Origin of the sequence: Kribbella sp. NPDC006257, assembly GCF_040613535.1 — a bacterium.
In the GTDB taxonomy this organism is placed as follows: Bacteria; Actinomycetota; Actinomycetes; order Propionibacteriales; family Kribbellaceae; genus Kribbella.
This window is the reverse complement of sequence record NZ_JBEXSJ010000002.1, coordinates 70,291-85,038: the sequence shown is the minus strand read 5'-3', so window position 1 is coordinate 85,038 and position 14,748 is coordinate 70,291. Positions and strand designations below refer to the sequence as shown.

Below are 14,748 nucleotides of genomic sequence, written 5' to 3'. Positions count from 1 at the left end.
ACCACTCTCATGTCTCGCATCGGTAAGCTCCCGATCACGGTCCCGTCCGGCGTCGACGTCACGATCGACGGCCAGACGGTCACCGTGAAGGGCCCCAAGGGCCAGCTCTCGCACGTTGTTGCGGAGCCCATCGCGGTCGCTCGCGACGAGGACGGCACGATCGCCGTCTCGCGTCCGGACGAGCAGCGCAAGAGCAAGGAACTGCACGGTCTGTCCCGCACCCTGATCGCCAACCTGGTGACCGGCGTGACGGACGGCTACGAGAAGAAGCTCGAGATCGTCGGCGTCGGTTACCGCGTCCTGTCCAAGGGCCCGGGCACGCTGGAGTTCTCGCTCGGCTACAGCCACACCATCACGGTGGAGGCGCCGGAAGGCATCACCTTCGTGGTGGAGACGCCGACCAAGTTCTCGGTGCAGGGAATCGACAAGCAGTCGGTCGGCGAGGTAGCCGCCAACATCCGCAAGCTGCGCAAGCCCGAGCCCTACAAGGGCAAGGGTGTGCGGTACGCGGGCGAGCAGGTGCGCCGCAAGGTCGGAAAGGCTGGTAAGTAACCATGGCGATCGGATTGCGCCACAACAAGCACTCCGCCAAGAAGACCTCTTCCCGGCTGCGTCGTCAGATCCGCGTCCGCAAGAAGGTCAACGGCACGGCCGACCGGCCGCGCCTGGTGGTCAGCAAGTCCTCGAAGCACCTGTTCGCTCAGGTCATCGACGACGTCGCCGGCGTCACCTTGGTCTCGGCCTCCACGATGGAGTCGGACCTGCGCGGCGCAGAGGCGAACAAGACGGACAAGGCCAAGACCGTGGGTGGGCTCATCGCCGACCGCGCCAAGGCCGCCGGTATCGACTCGGTCGTCTTCGACCGGGCCGGGAACAAGTACCACGGCCGGATCGCGGCCCTGGCCGACGCCGCCCGTGAGGGCGGGCTCGGCTTCTGACATGGCGACACAAAGGGAAGAAGGTAGTTCGAAATGAGCGGAGGCCAGCAGCGTCGCGGAGGCGGCGCCGGTGGTGAGCGCCGTGGCCGTGACGGTGGTCGCGGTCAGGCAGCTGACAAGACCGCCTACATCGAGCGCGTGGTAGCCATCAACCGTGTTGCCAAGGTCGTGAAGGGTGGTCGTCGCTTCAGCTTCACCGCCCTCGTGGTCGTCGGCGACGGTGAAGGCACCGTCGGTGTGGGTTACGGAAAGGCCAAGGAGGTGCCCGCGGCGATCGCCAAGGGTGTCGAGGAGGCCAAGAAGGCATTCTTCAAGGTGCCGAGGATCCAGGGCACCATCCCGCACCCGGTCCAGGGCGAGAAGGCCGCAGGCGTTGTCATGCTGCGTCCGGCCGCTCCCGGTACCGGTGTGATCGCGGGTGGCTCGGCGCGCGCCGTACTGGAGTGCGCCGGGATCCACGACATCCTCAGCAAGTCGCTGGGTTCCTCCAACGCGATCAACGTGGTTCACGCCACGGTGGCCGCGCTGCAGGCCCTGGAGACCCCGGAGGCCGTGGCCGCACGTCGCGGCATGCCGGTCGAGCACGTCGCTCCGGCGGCACTGCTGAAGGCGCGGGCGGAGGTCGCATCCTGATGGCACGCTTGAAGGTGACCCAGACCCGTTCCGGCATCGGTGGCAAGCAGAACCAGCGCGACACGCTGCGCACCCTGGGCGTCAAGCGGATCGGCGACACCGCCGTCCACGAGGACAAGCCCGAGGTTCGCGGCATGGTGCGTGCGGTTCGCCACCTCATCACCGTCGAAGAGGTTGACTGACATGACGCTCAAGGTTCATCACCTGCGTCCGGCGCCCGGAGCCAAGACCGCCAAGACCCGTGTGGGTCGTGGTGAGGGCAGCAAGGGCAAGACGGCCGGCCGCGGTACCAAGGGCAGCAAGGCCCGTAACAACATCCCCGAAGGTTTCGAGGGTGGTCAGATGCCGCTGCACATGCGGCTGCCGAAGCTGAAGGGCTTCAAGAGCAGGAACCGAGTGGAGTTCCAGGTCGTTAACCTGGACAAGCTCGGACAGCTCTTTCCCGAAGGTGGCGAGATCGGCGTAGCCGACCTGGTCGCCAAGGGTGCGGTCCGCGACAGTCTCCCGGTGAAGGTGCTGGGCGACGGCGAACTGACCGTTGCACTGCAGGTTTCGGTTCACAAGTTCTCGAAGTCCGCCAAGGAGAAGATCGCGGCGGCCGGGGGAACCACCACCGAGGTGTGAGTGCCAGGGCTCGTGCGAGCCAGCGTAAGTTATCCTCACGCTGGAGTTCGGACGAGCCCTGGTTCGTCTCTTGCCCAGCTGCTTTGCTAGGCCCCTGCCCTGACCGGGCACGGGAAACTTGTGGGAGGACAGGGTGTTAGGCGCCTTTGCCAACGCGTTCAAGACTCCGGACCTGCGCCGGAAGATCTTGTTCGTGCTCTTCATTGTCGTGATCTTCCGGATCGGCTCGGTCGTGCCGGCACCTGGCGTCAACGTCAAGTCGCTGAACACGTGCCTGAAAGCCGCGACCTCGGGTCAGAACGCGAACCTGTACAACCTGATCAACCTGTTCTCCGGTGGGGCGCTGCTGCAGCTCGCGATCTTCGCGCTGGGCATCATGCCGTACATCACCGCCAGCATCATCCTGCAGCTGCTCACCGTGGTCATCCCGCGGCTGGAGTCGCTGAAGAAGGAAGGTCAGGCGGGGCAGGCCAAGATCACCCAGTACACCCGGTTCCTCACCGTCGGCCTGGCGATCCTGCAGGCGACCGCGTTCGTGGCCCTGGCCCGGACCCCTGGCCGACTCTTCCCGAGCTGCCAGGAGCCGCTGCTGCACAACGACAAGTGGTTCACCGTCGTGGTGATGGTGCTGACCATGACCGCCGGTACCGGCGTGATCATGTGGCTCGGCGAGCTGATCACCGACCGTGGTGTCGGTAACGGTATGTCGATCCTGATCTTCACCCAGATCGTCGCCACCTTCCCGACGCAGCTGTGGAACATCCGCAAGCAGAAGGGCATCGGCACCTTCATCGTCGTGCTCGCCATCGGCCTGGTGATCATGGCGGCCGTCATCTTCATCGAGCAGGCGCAGCGCCGGATCCCGGTCCAGTACGCCAAGCGGATGGTCGGCCGGAAGATGTTCGGCGGCACCTCCACCTACATCCCGCTGAAGGTGAACCAGGCCGGCGTCATCCCGGTCATCTTCGCCTCGAGCCTGCTCTACCTGCCCGTGCTGGTCAGCCAGTTCAAGTCGCAGGAGAAGTGGGCCCAGTGGATCCAGGGCAACCTGGTCAAGGGCGATCACCCGATCTACATGGTGACGTATGTCGCGCTGATCATCTTCTTCACGTACTTCTACGTCTCGATTACCTTCAACCCGAAGGAAGTTGCAGACAACATGAAGAAGTACGGCGGCTTCATCCCCGGGATCCGGGCGGGCCGGCCGACCGAGGAGTACCTCTCCTACGTCCTGTCCCGCATCACGCTGCCGGGGGCGATCTACCTCGCGGTCATCTCGATGATCCCGCTGGTCGCCCTGGTGCTCTTGAACGCCAGCCAGAACTTCCCGTTCGGTGGTACGTCGATCCTGATCATGGTCGGCGTCGGACTGGACACGGTGAAGCAGATCGAGAGTCAGCTGCAGCAGCGTAACTACGAAGGGTTCCTGCGCTGATGAGAATGTTGCTGATGGGTCCGCCCGGGGCGGGTAAGGGTACGCAGGCAAAGGTGCTTGCGGACCGGCTCGGCATCCTGGCTGTCTCCACCGGCGACATCTTCCGCGCGAACGTCAAGGACGAGACCCCGCTGGGGCTCGAGGCGAAGCGCTACATGGACGCGGGCAACTACGTGCCGGACGAGGTCACCAATGCGATGGTGCGCGACCGGCTCTCCGACGCGGACGCGGGGGAGGGGTTCCTGCTCGACGGGTACCCCCGCACCCTGCCCCAGGTCGGCACCCTGGACGAGATCCTGGCCGACCACGGCCACAAGCTGGACGCCGTGGTCGCCCTGGTCGCCGACATCGACGTACTGGTCGACCGGATGCTGCGCCGGGCCAAGACGGACGGCCGGACCGACGACTCCGAAGAGGTCATCCGGCACCGGCAGGACGTGTACGTCGCCGAGACCAAGCCGCTGCTGCAGGTGTACGCCCAGCGCGGCCTGCTGGTCGAGGTCGACGGTGTGGGCGAGATCGACGAGGTCAGCGAGCGTGTGCTCGCCGCCCTCAAATCATTGACCGAGTGAGTGCAGTGATCTTTAAGGACCGCGGGATCGAGATCAAGACCCGCGAGCAGATCGTCGCGATGCGTGCGGCCGGCCTGGTGGTCGGCCGCACCCTCGAACTGCTCCGCTCCGAGGTGAAGGCCGGCATCACCACCGGCGAGCTGGACGCGATCGCCGAGGACAGCATCCGCTCGGCCGGCGCGACCCCGTCCTTCAAGGGCTACCACGGTTTCACCGGCTCGATCTGTGCCTCGGTGAACGACGAGATCGTGCACGGCATCCCCGGTGACCGGGTGCTGGCCGAGGGCGACCTGATCTCGATCGACTGCGGTGCGATCGTCAACGGCTGGCACGGCGACGCGGCGATCACGGTCGGCGTCGGTGAGACCGCGCCGGAGCTGCTCGAGCTGGCCCGGATCTGCGAAGAGTCGATGTGGCGTGGTTTCGCCGCCGCCCGGCTCGGTGGCCGGTTGACCGACATCTCGGCCGCCGTCGAGCAGCACGTCCGCGCCAACTCGGCGTACGGGATCGTGGAGGACTTCGTCGGGCACGGGATCGGGTCCGCGATGCACCAGCCGCCGAACGTGCCGAACTACGGCAAGGCGGGCCGCGGGCCCAAGCTGGTCGAGGGTCTCGCGCTTGCGGTGGAGCCGATGCTCACCCTCGGCAAGCAGGACAACCACACGCTCGAGGACGACTGGACCGTGGTCACCGACGACGGCACGGTCGCAGCGCACACCGAACACAGCTTCACGCTGACCCCGCAGGGCCCGTGGGTGCTGACCGCCCTCGACGGCGGCGAGGCCAAGCTCAAGGAGCTCGGCGTCACCTTCGGCCCGCTCGCCGACTGACGATTCCACCCCCGTCCGGTGGACCCTGAGGTCCATCCATCGGGGGACGCCGTACGCTCCCGGGCTGAGGCACACTTGAGACATGCCCAGTCAGTACCAGCCTCACCAGCGCTTCACCGAGACCGACCGCGACAAGATCGCCGGCCGGTTGCGCGATGCCTTCGCCGACGGCCGGCTGGACCAGCCCGAGTTCAGCTCGCGGCTCGACCAGCTCTACACGGTCCAGACGTACGGCGAGCTGGAACCGCTGGTGCGCGATCTGCCGCCGGTCCGGACCTACCAGACCCCGTCGAACGTGCAGGACGTCGCACCCGCGCCCGCCCCTGGTCAGTTCCCCGAACGGCAGAAGAACAAGCAGGCGCAGCAGCACGGCCTGCGGAACCTGGGCGGCGGCTTCACCGGCATCGTCTTGATCAACGTGATCATCTGGTTCGTGATCGGGCTGGGCAACGGCGGCCACTGGCCGCATTTCTGGCCCGTCTGGCTGCTGATCCCGTGGGCGTTCATCGCCCTGGGCCAGCTCGGAAAGCGACGTTGACGGCGGCCCCGGTCAGTCGCCACCCCCGTCGGCACCGGCTGCGGCCCGACTGGGTGTGGCAGTTCCGGCAGGGGTCGGCTGTCGTTTTCGTGCTCTGGTTCGTGATCGCGGTCCCGCTGGTGATCGCCGGACTGCTGCTCGAGCCGCGCTGGGTCGGCTGGATGGTGATGGGCTGGTTCCTCGCCCTGGTCGTCTTCACGCTCGGGATGCGCTGGTCCGAGCTGCGGTTGCGCCGGGCCTGGGAGGGCGTCGTCGAGCAGATGGGCTGGCATTTCAGCGCGGTCGAGCAGTCCGTGCTGGACCGCTGGCCGTTCCCGCCGTTCGCCGTGGATCCGCGGGCAGAGGCGGTCGACGTGACGTCCGGGCGGCATCGCGGCCGGGAGTTCTGGACCGGCCGGTTCCGGCACCAGGTACGCCGGCGCAGGCTCGGCTTCGACTTCCTGGATCTGGAGGTGGAGCGCCCGTTGCCGCCGATGCAGGTGCTGCCCGCCGCGCTGGCTCCGGTCGCGGCCGCGAGTCTGTTGCCGATCAAACTGGAGATCGACGGCTCGACGGAGACCTATCTGCTGTTCAACGGTCGCGAGGATCTGGCGCAAGAGGTCCTGCATCCCCGGGCCGTCGAGGCGCTGGCCCAGGTGCCGCCGTTCGGCTTCAGTTGCGAGGGCCGCAGATTTGTCGCGATCCTTCCGGCGTACCGCGATTCCGGTACTGCGCTGGCGCACCTGGACGCCGCCTGCGACCTGCTCGACCTGATGCCCGAGCGGGTCTGGCAGGCGGGGGAGCAGTGGCTCGCGACCTCCGTGGTGCAACGACCTCCCGAGTCCGCTAACCCGCCCGAGTGAGCCGGGGAACGAGCGCGGCCAGATCCTGATCACCCGCGCCGGCGGCCACCGCATCTTCCAGTAGCCGCTGGACCGGGACGAGTAGGTCGGCGCTCACCCCTTGGTCCTCGGCAGCCTGGATGAGGTTCACGAATCCGGCCGCCTGCATGGCGAGGTTGGATCCGGCCGCACCCGGCTCAGCGCCGTACTCGACGTCTGCGGCCATGCGTGGCAGTGAGGTGAGCATCGCGGTGAGCCAGGGCGCCAGTAGGTCTGCGGCGAAGGCCGTCGGCGAGACCTTCTCGCTGCCGATCAGGGCGAAGGCCTGCAGCGCGCCGGCGAACATGCCGTACATGCCGCTCAGCAATGCAATGTCGTGCAGCGGAGCCAGTCCCGGGTCACTCCCCAGATAGGTCGCTCGGCCGAGTGTGGCCAGCGCGGACTCGTGCTGTTCGAAGGCGCTGGTCGAGCCGCTGTAGAGCACGAAAGCGCCCGGCCCGCCGATCATCGAGGGCACCGCCATGATGCCGCCGTCCACGTACTGCGAACCGTGCTGCTGTACCCATTCCGCCGTACTGCGGGCTTGGGTCGGGGTGCCATTGGTCAAGTTGACCAGCGCTCAGCCGTCCAGCGCGGCAGCCGCTGGCCGGAGGGCTTCGGAGAGGCTGGCGTAGTCGAGCAGGCAGGCGATCACCAGCGGGCTGGCGCTGACCGCGTCCGTGATGTCGTCGGTACGCCGGGCGCCGAGATCGTCGAGTTCGGGGGAGCGGTCGGGAGTGCGGTTCCAGATCATGGTCGGATGGCTGGCGGCCAGGAAGGCCCGGGCGAGAGCGGTCCCCATCGCGCCGAGGCCGAGGACGGTGACAGAGGTCTTCATGGGCTCCAGACTTGCCTGGATGCTTTAAAGTCGACAAGTACCTACTAAATAGTCAGGTACTTACCAAGAAGTCAGTATGGAGGTCCGGATGGCCGTCGTGGCGCCGTACACCTGTGGACTGGATGCCGCCGCCGATGTGATCGGGGGAAAGTGGAAGCCACGGATCCTGTGGGCCCTGCACCACGGGCCGCGACGCTTCGGCGAGCTGCGCAAGGACATCTCCGGGGTGACGGAGAAGATGCTGATCCAGCAGCTCCGCGAGCTGGAGAGCCGGCGGATCGTGCACCGGGAGGTCTACCACCAGGTCCCACCGAAGGTCGAGTACTCTCTGACAGCGCTCGGTGAGTCGCTGAACGCCGCCCTGGCGCCGCTGGATGCCTGGGGCGCGGACCACCTGGACGAGCTCACCGCCACCAGGGGCTGTTGACCGCCTGGGCCCGATTGGGATTCCGGCGGGTGGGTGGCGTACACTCTTTCCTTGGCTCTTTGTAGCCTCTGATCGTGCTGCCCGCGGCTGCCCGACGAGTGTGGATCCCACGCGTCGTCGGGAGGGAACTTTCGATCGGAGGGTGGCGTGAGTCACCCGAGCAGTACTTTCCATTCAGTTGTCTACAGAAGTGCGAGGACATGCCCAAAAAAGAGGGAGTAATCGAACTCGAGGGCACCATCGTCGAGGCCCTGCCGAACGCGATGTTCCGTGTTGAGCTGTCCAACGGGCACAAGGTGCTCGCGCACATCAGCGGCAAGATGAGGCAGCACTACATCCGGATCCTTCCTGAGGACCGGGTCGTCGTGGAGCTGTCGCCGTACGACCTCACCCGGGGCCGCATCGTCTACCGGTACAAGTAACCAGCCCACCTGTCGAAGAAAGAAGCTCGATGAAGGTCAATCCGAGCGTCAAGAAGATCTGCGACAAGTGCAAGGTGATCCGCCGTCACGGTCGGGTCATGGTGATCTGCGAGAACCCGCGGCACAAGCAGCGGCAAGGCTGATCCAGCCTTTCTCGAAGCGTCACAGCACTTTCGCACCACAGCGCGCATGCTCGCCCAGAACCAGCACCACTCTGGGCGTTGCCCCCGGAACAGAGGCCGGGGCCTTGCCGGTGAACAACTCACCGAGGCGGGCAAGGACGCAGCGCGCCACCACACCTCTGCCGACGAAAGGAACACCGCCACATGGCACGCCTCGTAGGAGTTGACCTTCCGCGCGACAAGCGCATCGAGGTCGCTCTGACCTACATCTTCGGTGTAGGCCGTACCCGCGCCCTGAAGACGCTCGAAGCCACCGGCATCTCCGGTGACAAGCGCGTCCACGAACTGGGTGACGAAGAACTGGTCAAGCTCCGCGACTGGATCGAAGGCAACTACAAGATCGAAGGTGACCTCCGTCGTGAGGTGACCGCGGACATCCGCCGCAAGATCGAGATCGGGTCGTACCAGGGTCGCCGGCACCGCAGCGGCCTGCCGGTGCGTGGTCAGCGCACGCGCACCAACGCCCGCAGCCGTAAGGGTCGTCGCAAGGCGATCGCCGGCAAGAAGAAGAAGTGACCCGGATGACCCACTGCCTCGACCTTTCCAGGAGTAACTGACTTATGCCTCCCAAGAGCCGCACAGCGGCCGGCGCGAAGAAGGTGCGCCGCAAGGAGAAGAAGAACGTGGCCGCCGGCCACGCGCACATCAAGAGCACGTTCAACAACACGATCGTGACGATCACCGACCCGACCGGCGCGGTCATCTCGTGGGCCTCCGCGGGCACCGTCGGCTTCAAGGGTTCGCGCAAGTCGACCCCGTTCGCCGCGCAGATGGCAGCCGAGGCTGCCGGCCGGCGTGCGATGGAGCACGGCATGCGCAAGATCGACGTCTTCGTGAAGGGTCCCGGCTCCGGCCGCGAGACCGCGATCCGTTCGCTGGGAGCTGTCGGCCTCGAGGTCGGCACCATCCAGGACGTCACCCCGACCGCCCACAACGGCTGCCGCCCTCCCAAGCGGCGCCGGGTCTGACCCAGAGAAAGGTAGGCAGCGAAAATGGCCCGTTACACCGGACCCATGACCAAGAAGTCGCGCCGTCTCGGGGTCGACCTCGTCGGCGGCGACAAGGCGTTCGAGCGTCGTCCGTACCCGCCGGGTATGCACGGCCGCGGCCGTCCCAAGGAGAGCGAGTACCTGCTCCAGCTTCGTGAGAAGCAGAAGGCTCGCTACGCGTACGGCGTACTCGAGAAGCAGTTCTCCCTGTACTACAAGGAGGCCTCGCGGCGTCCTGGTAAGACCGGTGACAACCTGCTGATCATCCTCGAGTCCCGCCTCGACAACGTCGTGTACCGCGCCGGACTGGCCCGGACCCGTCGTCAGGCCCGTCAGCTCGTCGTGCACGGTCACTTCACCGTGAACGGCATCAAGGTGAACATCCCGTCGTACCGCGTCTCGGCCCACGACGTCATCGACGTCAAGCCGAAGTCGGTCGAGACGACGCCGTTCATCATCGCCAGGGAGACCCACTCCGAGCGAGTGGTGCCGGCCTGGCTCGAGGCGCTGCCCGAGCGGCTGCGAATCCTCGTGCACCAGCTGCCCACCCGGGCACAGATCGACACCCAGGTCGCCGAGCACCTGATCGTCGAGCTCTACTCGAAGAACTGACACCCAGCACCACCGTGCTGGGCCTCACCCCCGCCTGACTCATCATCGGTCCCTTGTGTCCCTCCCCGCCGCAAACGTCTGCGGGGCCGCGGACCTGGAGGGACACAAGGGACCGATGATGAGTCGGCGGGTGGTGAGGGGTTCGAGGAAGGTCTGCGACCTCAAATAGTGGTCGTCGCGGAAACAGAAAGAAGTAAGAAGTGCTTATTGCGCAGCGTCCCACCCTCGCCGAAGAAGTTGTCGACGAGCACCGCTCGCGGTTCGTGATCGAGCCGCTGGAGCCGGGCTTCGGCTACACCCTCGGCAATTCGATCCGCCGTACCCTGCTGTCGTCCATCCCGGGCGCGGCCGTCACCAGCATCAAGGTCGACGGTGTCCTGCACGAGTTCTCGACCGTTGCCGGGGTCAAGGAAGACGCGACCCAGCTGATCTTGAACCTCAAGGACCTGGTCGTCTCCTCCGAGCACGACGAGCCGGTCACCATGTACCTGCGCAAGCAGGGCCCCGGTGACGTCACCGCCGCCGACATCGCGCCGCCGGCCGGTGTCGAGGTGCACAACCCGGACCTGAAGATCGCCACCCTGAACGAGAAGGGCCGGCTCGAGATGGAGCTGGTCGTCGAGCGGGGCCGCGGTTACGTCTCCGCGATCCAGAACAAGTCCGCGGACGCCGAGATCGGCCGGATGCCGGTCGACTCGATCTACTCCCCGGTCCTCAAGGTCACCTACAAGGTCGAGGCGACCCGGGTCGAGCAGCGCACCGACTTCGACCGTCTCGTCGTGGACGTCGAGACCAAGCCGTCGATGCTGCCCCGCGACGCCGTGGCGTCCGCCGGTAAGACCCTGGTCGAGCTGTTCGGCCTGGCCCGCGAGCTGAACGTCGAGGCCGAGGGCATCGACATCGGCCCGTCGCCGGTCGACGAGCAGATGGCGGCCGACCTGGCCCTGCCGGTCGAGGACCTGCAGCTGACCGTCCGGTCCTACAACTGCCTCAAGCGCGAGGGCATCCACACCGTGGGTGAACTGATCTCCCGCAGCGAGCAGGACCTGCTGGACATCCGCAACTTCGGCTCCAAGTCGATCGACGAGGTCAAGCTGAAGCTGGCCGAGATGGGCCTGTCGCTGAAGGACTCGCCCCCGGGCTTCGACCTGCGCGCCGCTGCCGAGGCTTACGGCGACGACGCCGAGGACGAGGACGAGAGCTTCGCCGAGACCGAGCAGTACTGACAGCAAGGCCCATCCCAAGGTCCGCACCGGGCCTGAGATTTCCTGGAGTTACAGAAAATGCCTACCCCCACCAAGGGTGCCCGCCTCGGCGGCAGCGCGGCGCACCAGAAGCTGATCCTCAGCAACCTGGCCACCTCGCTGTTCGAGCACGGCGCGATCACCACCACGGCGACCAAGGCCAAGCGCCTGCAGCCGCTGGCGGAGTCGTTGATCACCAAGGCCAAGCGCGGTGACCTCAACTCGCGCCGTCAGGTGATGAAGCGCATCCGCGACAAGTCCGTCGTGCACGTGCTGTTCACCGAGATCGGCGAGCGCTACGCGGACCGTCCGGGCGGCTACACCCGGATCATCAAGCTCGGCCCGCGCAAGGGCGACAACGCCCCGATGGTGAAGATCGAGCTGGTCGAGGCACTGGCCGACTCGCCGAAGGCGAAGGCTGCCGCCAAGAAGGCCGCTCCGGCCAAGAAGGCGACCGCGAAGAAGTCCGAGGTCCAGGACGAGGTTGCCGAGGCTCCGGCCGAGGAGACCAAGGTTCAGGACGTCGTCGCCGGCAAGTTCGGCGCCGACTCGGCCGCCCCGAACGCCGACGGCTCCGCGCCGGAGGGCTTCGACATCAAGGGCAACGAGAACTCGATGAAGTACCACACCACCTCCTCGCCCTGGTATGACCAGACCGAGGCCGAGGTGTGGTTCCGCACCGAGGAGGCCGCCGCGGCGGCCGGCTTCACCAAGGCCGGCGAGACCGAGGACAAGTAACTCCTCAGCAAGTCACGCAACAGCGCCCCCACACTTTCGAGTGTGGGGGCGCTGTTAGCATGTGAGGCTTTTGAAAGGGGTTGAGAGGTGTCCTGTGCGCTTGCGGATTGATCTGAGGTACGACGGCACCGGATTCCACGGCTGGGCCCGTCAGACCGCCCTCAGGAGCGTGCAGGAGACCCTTGAGGACGCGCTCCGGACCGTACTGCGGATCCCGGAGCCCCCGATGGTCACCTGCGCCGGCCGAACCGACACGGGGGTGCATGCCCGCGGTCAGGTCACCCATGTCGACCTGGAGACGGACATGCCGACAAGGGAGCTGTTGAGACGGCTCAACGGCGTACTGCCCGAGGATGTCGCGGTGACTGCGGTCGCTGTGGCTCCAGCGGGCTTCGACGCCAGGTTCTCCGCGATCGCCCGCCGGTACGTCTACCGCGTCTGTGACCAGCCGGCTAGCTGGGATCCCCTGCGCCGCAAGGAAGTACTACGGGTCGGCAGGCCGCTGGACGTGGACCGGATGAACGAGGCCGCCACCAGGCTGCTCGGCGAACACGACTTCGCTGCCTTCTGCAAGAAGCGCCTCGGGGCAAGCACAGTGCGGGCGCTGCAGCACTTCAGCTGGGAACGGGTAGCCCCCGGGCTGCTGGAAGGCACAGTGATCGCCGACGCCTTCTGCCACTCTATGGTGCGAGCCCTGGTCGGTTCGGTGATTCCAGTAGGGGACGGTCGACGTGAGCCGGACTGGCCTGCCACAGTGCTCGCAGGCGGCGTACGGGACTCGGCAGTGACTGTGATGCCGGCCCATGGGCTCACCTTGGAAGAAGTGCGTTACCCAGCAGACGAAGAACTGGCCAAGCGGGCGAGAGAATCGCGTCAGGTCAGAGGAGAGGTACACCAGCGTGGCTGATCATTACTTCTCGGCAGAGCCCACCTCAGCCGACGTACGCCGTACTGTCACGGCTCGTATCTGGGGCAAGGAGTATTCGTTCACCACTGCGACCGGTGTGTTCTCCAGGGACCGTCTGGACCTCGGTACGTCGATCCTGCTGCGCGAGGTGCCACCACCGGCCGGTGAGCGGACCGTCCTCGACCTGGGCAGCGGGTACGGCCCGATCGCGGTGGCGCTCGCAGTGGAGGCGCCTGAAGCGCAGGTGTGGGCCGTAGATGTGAACACCAGAGCAGTTGAACTCACTGCGGAGAACGCCAAGACGGCTGGAGTCGCCGACCGCGTGCACCCGGTGCTGACGGACGGCGTACCGGACGATCTGCGGTTCGACGAGATCTGGTCGAACCCGGCGATCCACATCGGCAAGCCGGAGCTGCACAAGATGTTGCTGCACTGGCTGGCCCGGCTCGCACCGGACGGGGTGGCCTGGCTCGTGGTCGGCAAGAACCTGGGCGCGGACTCGCTGCAGAAGTGGCTGGGTGAGCAGGGCTACCCGTGTGTGCGGATGGCCAGCGCCAAGGGATTCCGGGTTCTGAAAGTCACTGCAACGAACGAAGCCGCAAGCACGTCCTGAGGGTATGGAGGCGGCCTTGGCGGCGGCAGAGACGGAAACCGGGTCAGGCATCCCCGACTTCGAGTTGTTCGTGACGGAGCGGGTCGATGCCCTGCTGCGGTTCGCCTACGTCCTCACCGGAGACGTCTCACTGGCCGAGGATGCCGTCCAGGACGCCCTGACAACCGCCTGTGCACGCTGGGGCAGGGTCGGGCGTGCCGACGACCCAGAGGCGTACGTGAAGCGGATGGTTGTCAACGCGCACATCTCCTGGTGGCGTCGCTTCCGCCGCCGGGAGGCGCCCGCTGCCGAGCCAACGCGGACAGCGCCGCCCACTGTGGACGGGACAGCAGCCAGAGCGAACGCGGAGGCCGTCTGGGCACTCTGCTCGACACTGCCGGACAGACAGCGAGCAGCCGTAGTACTGCGTTTCTACGAAGAGCTGTCGTACGCCGAGATCGCAGAGCTGCTGCACTGCGCCGAGGCGACGGCCAGATCCCATGTGCACAGAGCACTGGCGTCGCTGAAGGACACACTGAGCAAGGAAGGAGCCGAGGATGCCTGAGCACGACGAGGAGCACGAGCTCGGCTCCAAGCTCGCAGACGCGTTCCAGACCAAAGCGCACACCGTCCAGGGCCTCCGCTCGCAAGGGATGGCCGGGATCGCCCGTGCTCGGGTCCGCCGTCGGCGGCACACCATGATCACCGCTGCGGCGGCCGTGGTGGTGGCAGTGTCGATCGGTGGTGTCTGGGGCGCCGTCGGCGGGCCGTCACCGGTCTCGACCAGTGCGGGATCCGCTGACGGCAAGGCAGCCGGTGAGGGGAGCAGTGGGTCGCTGGACAACCCACAGGCTCCGACCGAGGTCACCAGCTGCCCACAACAACACCCGATCGAGACAGCACCTGGGCCTGAAGCTGTGACACCAGGTATCGGCCTAGACCTCGAGCTGCCTGTCTACGGGCTGCAGGCCTGCCGCTACCGCATCCTGCCCGGCGACACGATGCTGCTGGGCTCCGCGAGCTTCAACGCCGGTACTGCGCAGCAGGTGGTCGACGAGATCAAGGTGCTCCCGGAGCGGAACCCGGCGCTGCCCGTGTTCAAGTGCGCGCCGTCGGCGCGGGCCAAGGAGGCGATCGTGCTCCGCTTCGACACCGCGCTCGGCCCGAAGGAGATCTGGGTCGCGTACGACGGGTGCGCGTCGGCCGGCTTCTTCACCGGCTCCCGGACCTACGGGCTGTACGCCGCGCCGCTGAAGCTGTTCATGAGGGGCACCGTCCGCCCCACCGGCGGGATCTACCTGGACCACTTGAAGGGCTGGTAGGGCATAACCGTTCGCCGTACTGCGACGAGCCGGTCAAACTGGTGG

At 66.5% G+C, this 14,748-nt stretch carries 23 protein-coding genes and 2 pseudogenes; 23 read left to right on the top strand and 2 right to left on the bottom strand.

Going from position 1 to position 14,748, the window contains the following annotated elements; all coding sequences use genetic code 11:
* Nucleotides 1-9: 9 nt before the first annotated feature.
* The 10 genes from rplF (at nt 10) to ABZ004_RS02535 (ending at nt 6,412) form a co-directional block, all read left to right on the top strand.
* Nucleotides 10-552 carry a 50S ribosomal protein L6 gene (gene rplF / locus ABZ004_RS02580; protein ID WP_355677997.1) on the top strand — a complete coding sequence of 181 codons (543 nt, stop codon included), beginning with the start codon at nt 10-12 and terminating at the stop codon, nt 550-552.
* A gap of 2 nt (nt 553-554) precedes the next feature.
* Nucleotides 555-938 carry a 50S ribosomal protein L18 gene (rplR, locus tag ABZ004_RS02575; RefSeq protein WP_112243163.1) on the top strand — a complete coding sequence of 128 codons (384 nt, stop codon included), beginning with the start codon at nt 555-557 and terminating at the stop codon, nt 936-938.
* A 33-nt stretch (nt 939-971) separates the two neighbouring features.
* Nucleotides 972-1,571, top strand: coding sequence for a 30S ribosomal protein S5 (gene rpsE, locus ABZ004_RS02570; protein WP_112243161.1), 600 nt, complete (start codon nt 972-974; stop codon nt 1,569-1,571).
* Nucleotides 1,571-1,753 carry a 50S ribosomal protein L30 gene (gene rpmD / locus ABZ004_RS02565; RefSeq protein WP_020388092.1) on the top strand — a complete coding sequence of 61 codons (183 nt, stop codon included), beginning with the start codon at nt 1,571-1,573 and terminating at the stop codon, nt 1,751-1,753. The genes rpsE and rpmD overlap by 1 nt, the downstream gene beginning before the upstream one ends.
* Before the next feature lies 1 nt (nt 1,754).
* Nucleotides 1,755-2,195 carry a 50S ribosomal protein L15 gene (gene rplO, locus ABZ004_RS02560; RefSeq protein WP_112243159.1) on the top strand — a complete coding sequence of 147 codons (441 nt, stop codon included), beginning with the start codon at nt 1,755-1,757 and terminating at the stop codon, nt 2,193-2,195.
* A gap of 133 nt (nt 2,196-2,328) precedes the next feature.
* Nucleotides 2,329-3,630: a preprotein translocase subunit SecY gene (secY, locus tag ABZ004_RS02555; protein ID WP_355677996.1), complete on the top strand. Its 1,302-nt coding sequence runs from the start codon at nt 2,329-2,331 to the stop codon at nt 3,628-3,630.
* Entirely contained in the window at nt 3,630-4,202 is a 573-nt protein-coding gene (locus ABZ004_RS02550) for an adenylate kinase (protein ID WP_355677995.1), read from the top strand. Before secY ends, ABZ004_RS02550 begins: the two co-directional genes overlap by 1 nt.
* Nucleotides 4,203-4,207: 5 nt before the next feature.
* The gene (gene map / locus ABZ004_RS02545; RefSeq protein ID WP_355678301.1) at nt 4,208-5,032 is read left to right on the top strand and encodes a type I methionyl aminopeptidase; all 825 of its coding nucleotides are present in this window, start codon (nt 4,208-4,210) and stop codon (nt 5,030-5,032) included.
* Nucleotides 5,033-5,114: 82 nt separating this feature from the next.
* Nucleotides 5,115-5,570 carry a DUF1707 domain-containing protein gene (locus ABZ004_RS02540; protein WP_355677994.1) on the top strand — a complete coding sequence of 152 codons (456 nt, stop codon included), beginning with the start codon at nt 5,115-5,117 and terminating at the stop codon, nt 5,568-5,570.
* 89 nt (nt 5,571-5,659) lie between these two features.
* Entirely contained in the window at nt 5,660-6,412 is a 753-nt protein-coding gene (locus tag ABZ004_RS02535) for a hypothetical protein (protein WP_355677993.1), read from the top strand.
* On the opposite strand, the gene ABZ004_RS02530 is transcribed toward ABZ004_RS02535, so the two are convergent.
* Both ABZ004_RS02530 and ABZ004_RS02525 read right to left on the bottom strand, forming a co-directional pair.
* Nucleotides 6,396-6,998: a hypothetical protein gene (locus tag ABZ004_RS02530; protein ID WP_355677992.1), complete on the bottom strand. Its 603-nt coding sequence runs from the start codon at nt 6,996-6,998 to the stop codon at nt 6,396-6,398. The genes ABZ004_RS02535 and ABZ004_RS02530 overlap by 17 nt on opposite strands.
* Nucleotides 6,999-7,010: 12 nt before the next feature.
* The gene (locus ABZ004_RS02525) at nt 7,011-7,268 is read right to left on the bottom strand and encodes an NAD(P)-binding domain-containing protein (RefSeq protein ID WP_355677991.1); all 258 of its coding nucleotides are present in this window, start codon (nt 7,266-7,268) and stop codon (nt 7,011-7,013) included.
* A 76-nt stretch (nt 7,269-7,344) separates the two neighbouring features.
* Here ABZ004_RS02525 and ABZ004_RS02520 point away from each other — a divergent pair, with 76 nt between their 5' ends.
* The 13 genes and pseudogenes from ABZ004_RS02520 to ABZ004_RS02460 all read left to right on the top strand — a co-directional run bounded on the left by ABZ004_RS02520 (nt 7,345) and on the right by ABZ004_RS02460 (nt 14,703).
* Nucleotides 7,345-7,695, top strand: a complete 351-nt coding sequence (locus tag ABZ004_RS02520) for a helix-turn-helix domain-containing protein (RefSeq protein ID WP_355677990.1) — start codon at nt 7,345-7,347, stop codon at nt 7,693-7,695.
* A gap of 200 nt (nt 7,696-7,895) precedes the next feature.
* Nucleotides 7,896-8,117 (top strand): translation initiation factor IF-1, encoded by a 222-nt coding sequence (gene infA, locus ABZ004_RS02515; protein ID WP_012923661.1) that lies wholly within the window; start codon nt 7,896-7,898, stop codon nt 8,115-8,117.
* Nucleotides 8,118-8,146: 29 nt separating this feature from the next.
* A complete protein-coding gene (rpmJ, locus tag ABZ004_RS02510; RefSeq protein WP_008361054.1) occupies nt 8,147-8,260 on the top strand; it encodes a 50S ribosomal protein L36 in 114 nt (37 codons plus the stop codon).
* A 183-nt stretch (nt 8,261-8,443) separates the two neighbouring features.
* On the top strand, nt 8,444-8,815 hold the full coding sequence (gene rpsM, locus ABZ004_RS02505) for a 30S ribosomal protein S13 (RefSeq protein ID WP_012923660.1): 372 nt from the start codon (nt 8,444-8,446) through the stop codon (nt 8,813-8,815).
* A 44-nt stretch (nt 8,816-8,859) separates the two neighbouring features.
* Complete coding sequence (gene rpsK, locus ABZ004_RS02500) at nt 8,860-9,267, top strand: 30S ribosomal protein S11 (RefSeq protein ID WP_012923659.1); 408 nt, start codon at nt 8,860-8,862, stop codon at nt 9,265-9,267.
* 24 nt (nt 9,268-9,291) lie between these two features.
* Nucleotides 9,292-9,900, top strand: a complete 609-nt coding sequence (rpsD, locus tag ABZ004_RS02495) for a 30S ribosomal protein S4 (protein WP_355677989.1) — start codon at nt 9,292-9,294, stop codon at nt 9,898-9,900.
* A gap of 200 nt (nt 9,901-10,100) precedes the next feature.
* Nucleotides 10,101-11,126 (top strand): DNA-directed RNA polymerase subunit alpha, encoded by a 1,026-nt coding sequence (locus ABZ004_RS02490; RefSeq protein ID WP_112243143.1) that lies wholly within the window; start codon nt 10,101-10,103, stop codon nt 11,124-11,126.
* Between the two features lie 57 nt (nt 11,127-11,183).
* A pseudogene (rplQ, locus tag ABZ004_RS02485) lies at nt 11,184-11,522 on the top strand (50S ribosomal protein L17); the annotation flags it as partial.
* A gap of 195 nt (nt 11,523-11,717) precedes the next feature.
* Nucleotides 11,718-11,882, top strand: a pseudogene (locus tag ABZ004_RS02480) (50S ribosomal protein L17); the annotation flags it as partial.
* A 94-nt stretch (nt 11,883-11,976) separates the two neighbouring features.
* Nucleotides 11,977-12,789, top strand: a complete 813-nt coding sequence (gene truA / locus ABZ004_RS02475) for a tRNA pseudouridine(38-40) synthase TruA (RefSeq protein ID WP_355677988.1) — start codon at nt 11,977-11,979, stop codon at nt 12,787-12,789.
* Nucleotides 12,782-13,402: a methyltransferase gene (locus ABZ004_RS02470; RefSeq protein ID WP_355677987.1), complete on the top strand. Its 621-nt coding sequence runs from the start codon at nt 12,782-12,784 to the stop codon at nt 13,400-13,402. The genes truA and ABZ004_RS02470 overlap by 8 nt, the downstream gene beginning before the upstream one ends.
* 16 nt (nt 13,403-13,418) lie before the next feature.
* Nucleotides 13,419-13,946: a SigE family RNA polymerase sigma factor gene (locus tag ABZ004_RS02465; RefSeq protein WP_355677986.1), complete on the top strand. Its 528-nt coding sequence runs from the start codon at nt 13,419-13,421 to the stop codon at nt 13,944-13,946.
* Nucleotides 13,939-14,703: a hypothetical protein gene (locus tag ABZ004_RS02460; RefSeq protein ID WP_355677985.1), complete on the top strand. Its 765-nt coding sequence runs from the start codon at nt 13,939-13,941 to the stop codon at nt 14,701-14,703. Before ABZ004_RS02465 ends, ABZ004_RS02460 begins: the two co-directional genes overlap by 8 nt.
* Nucleotides 14,704-14,748 lie beyond the last annotated feature (45 nt).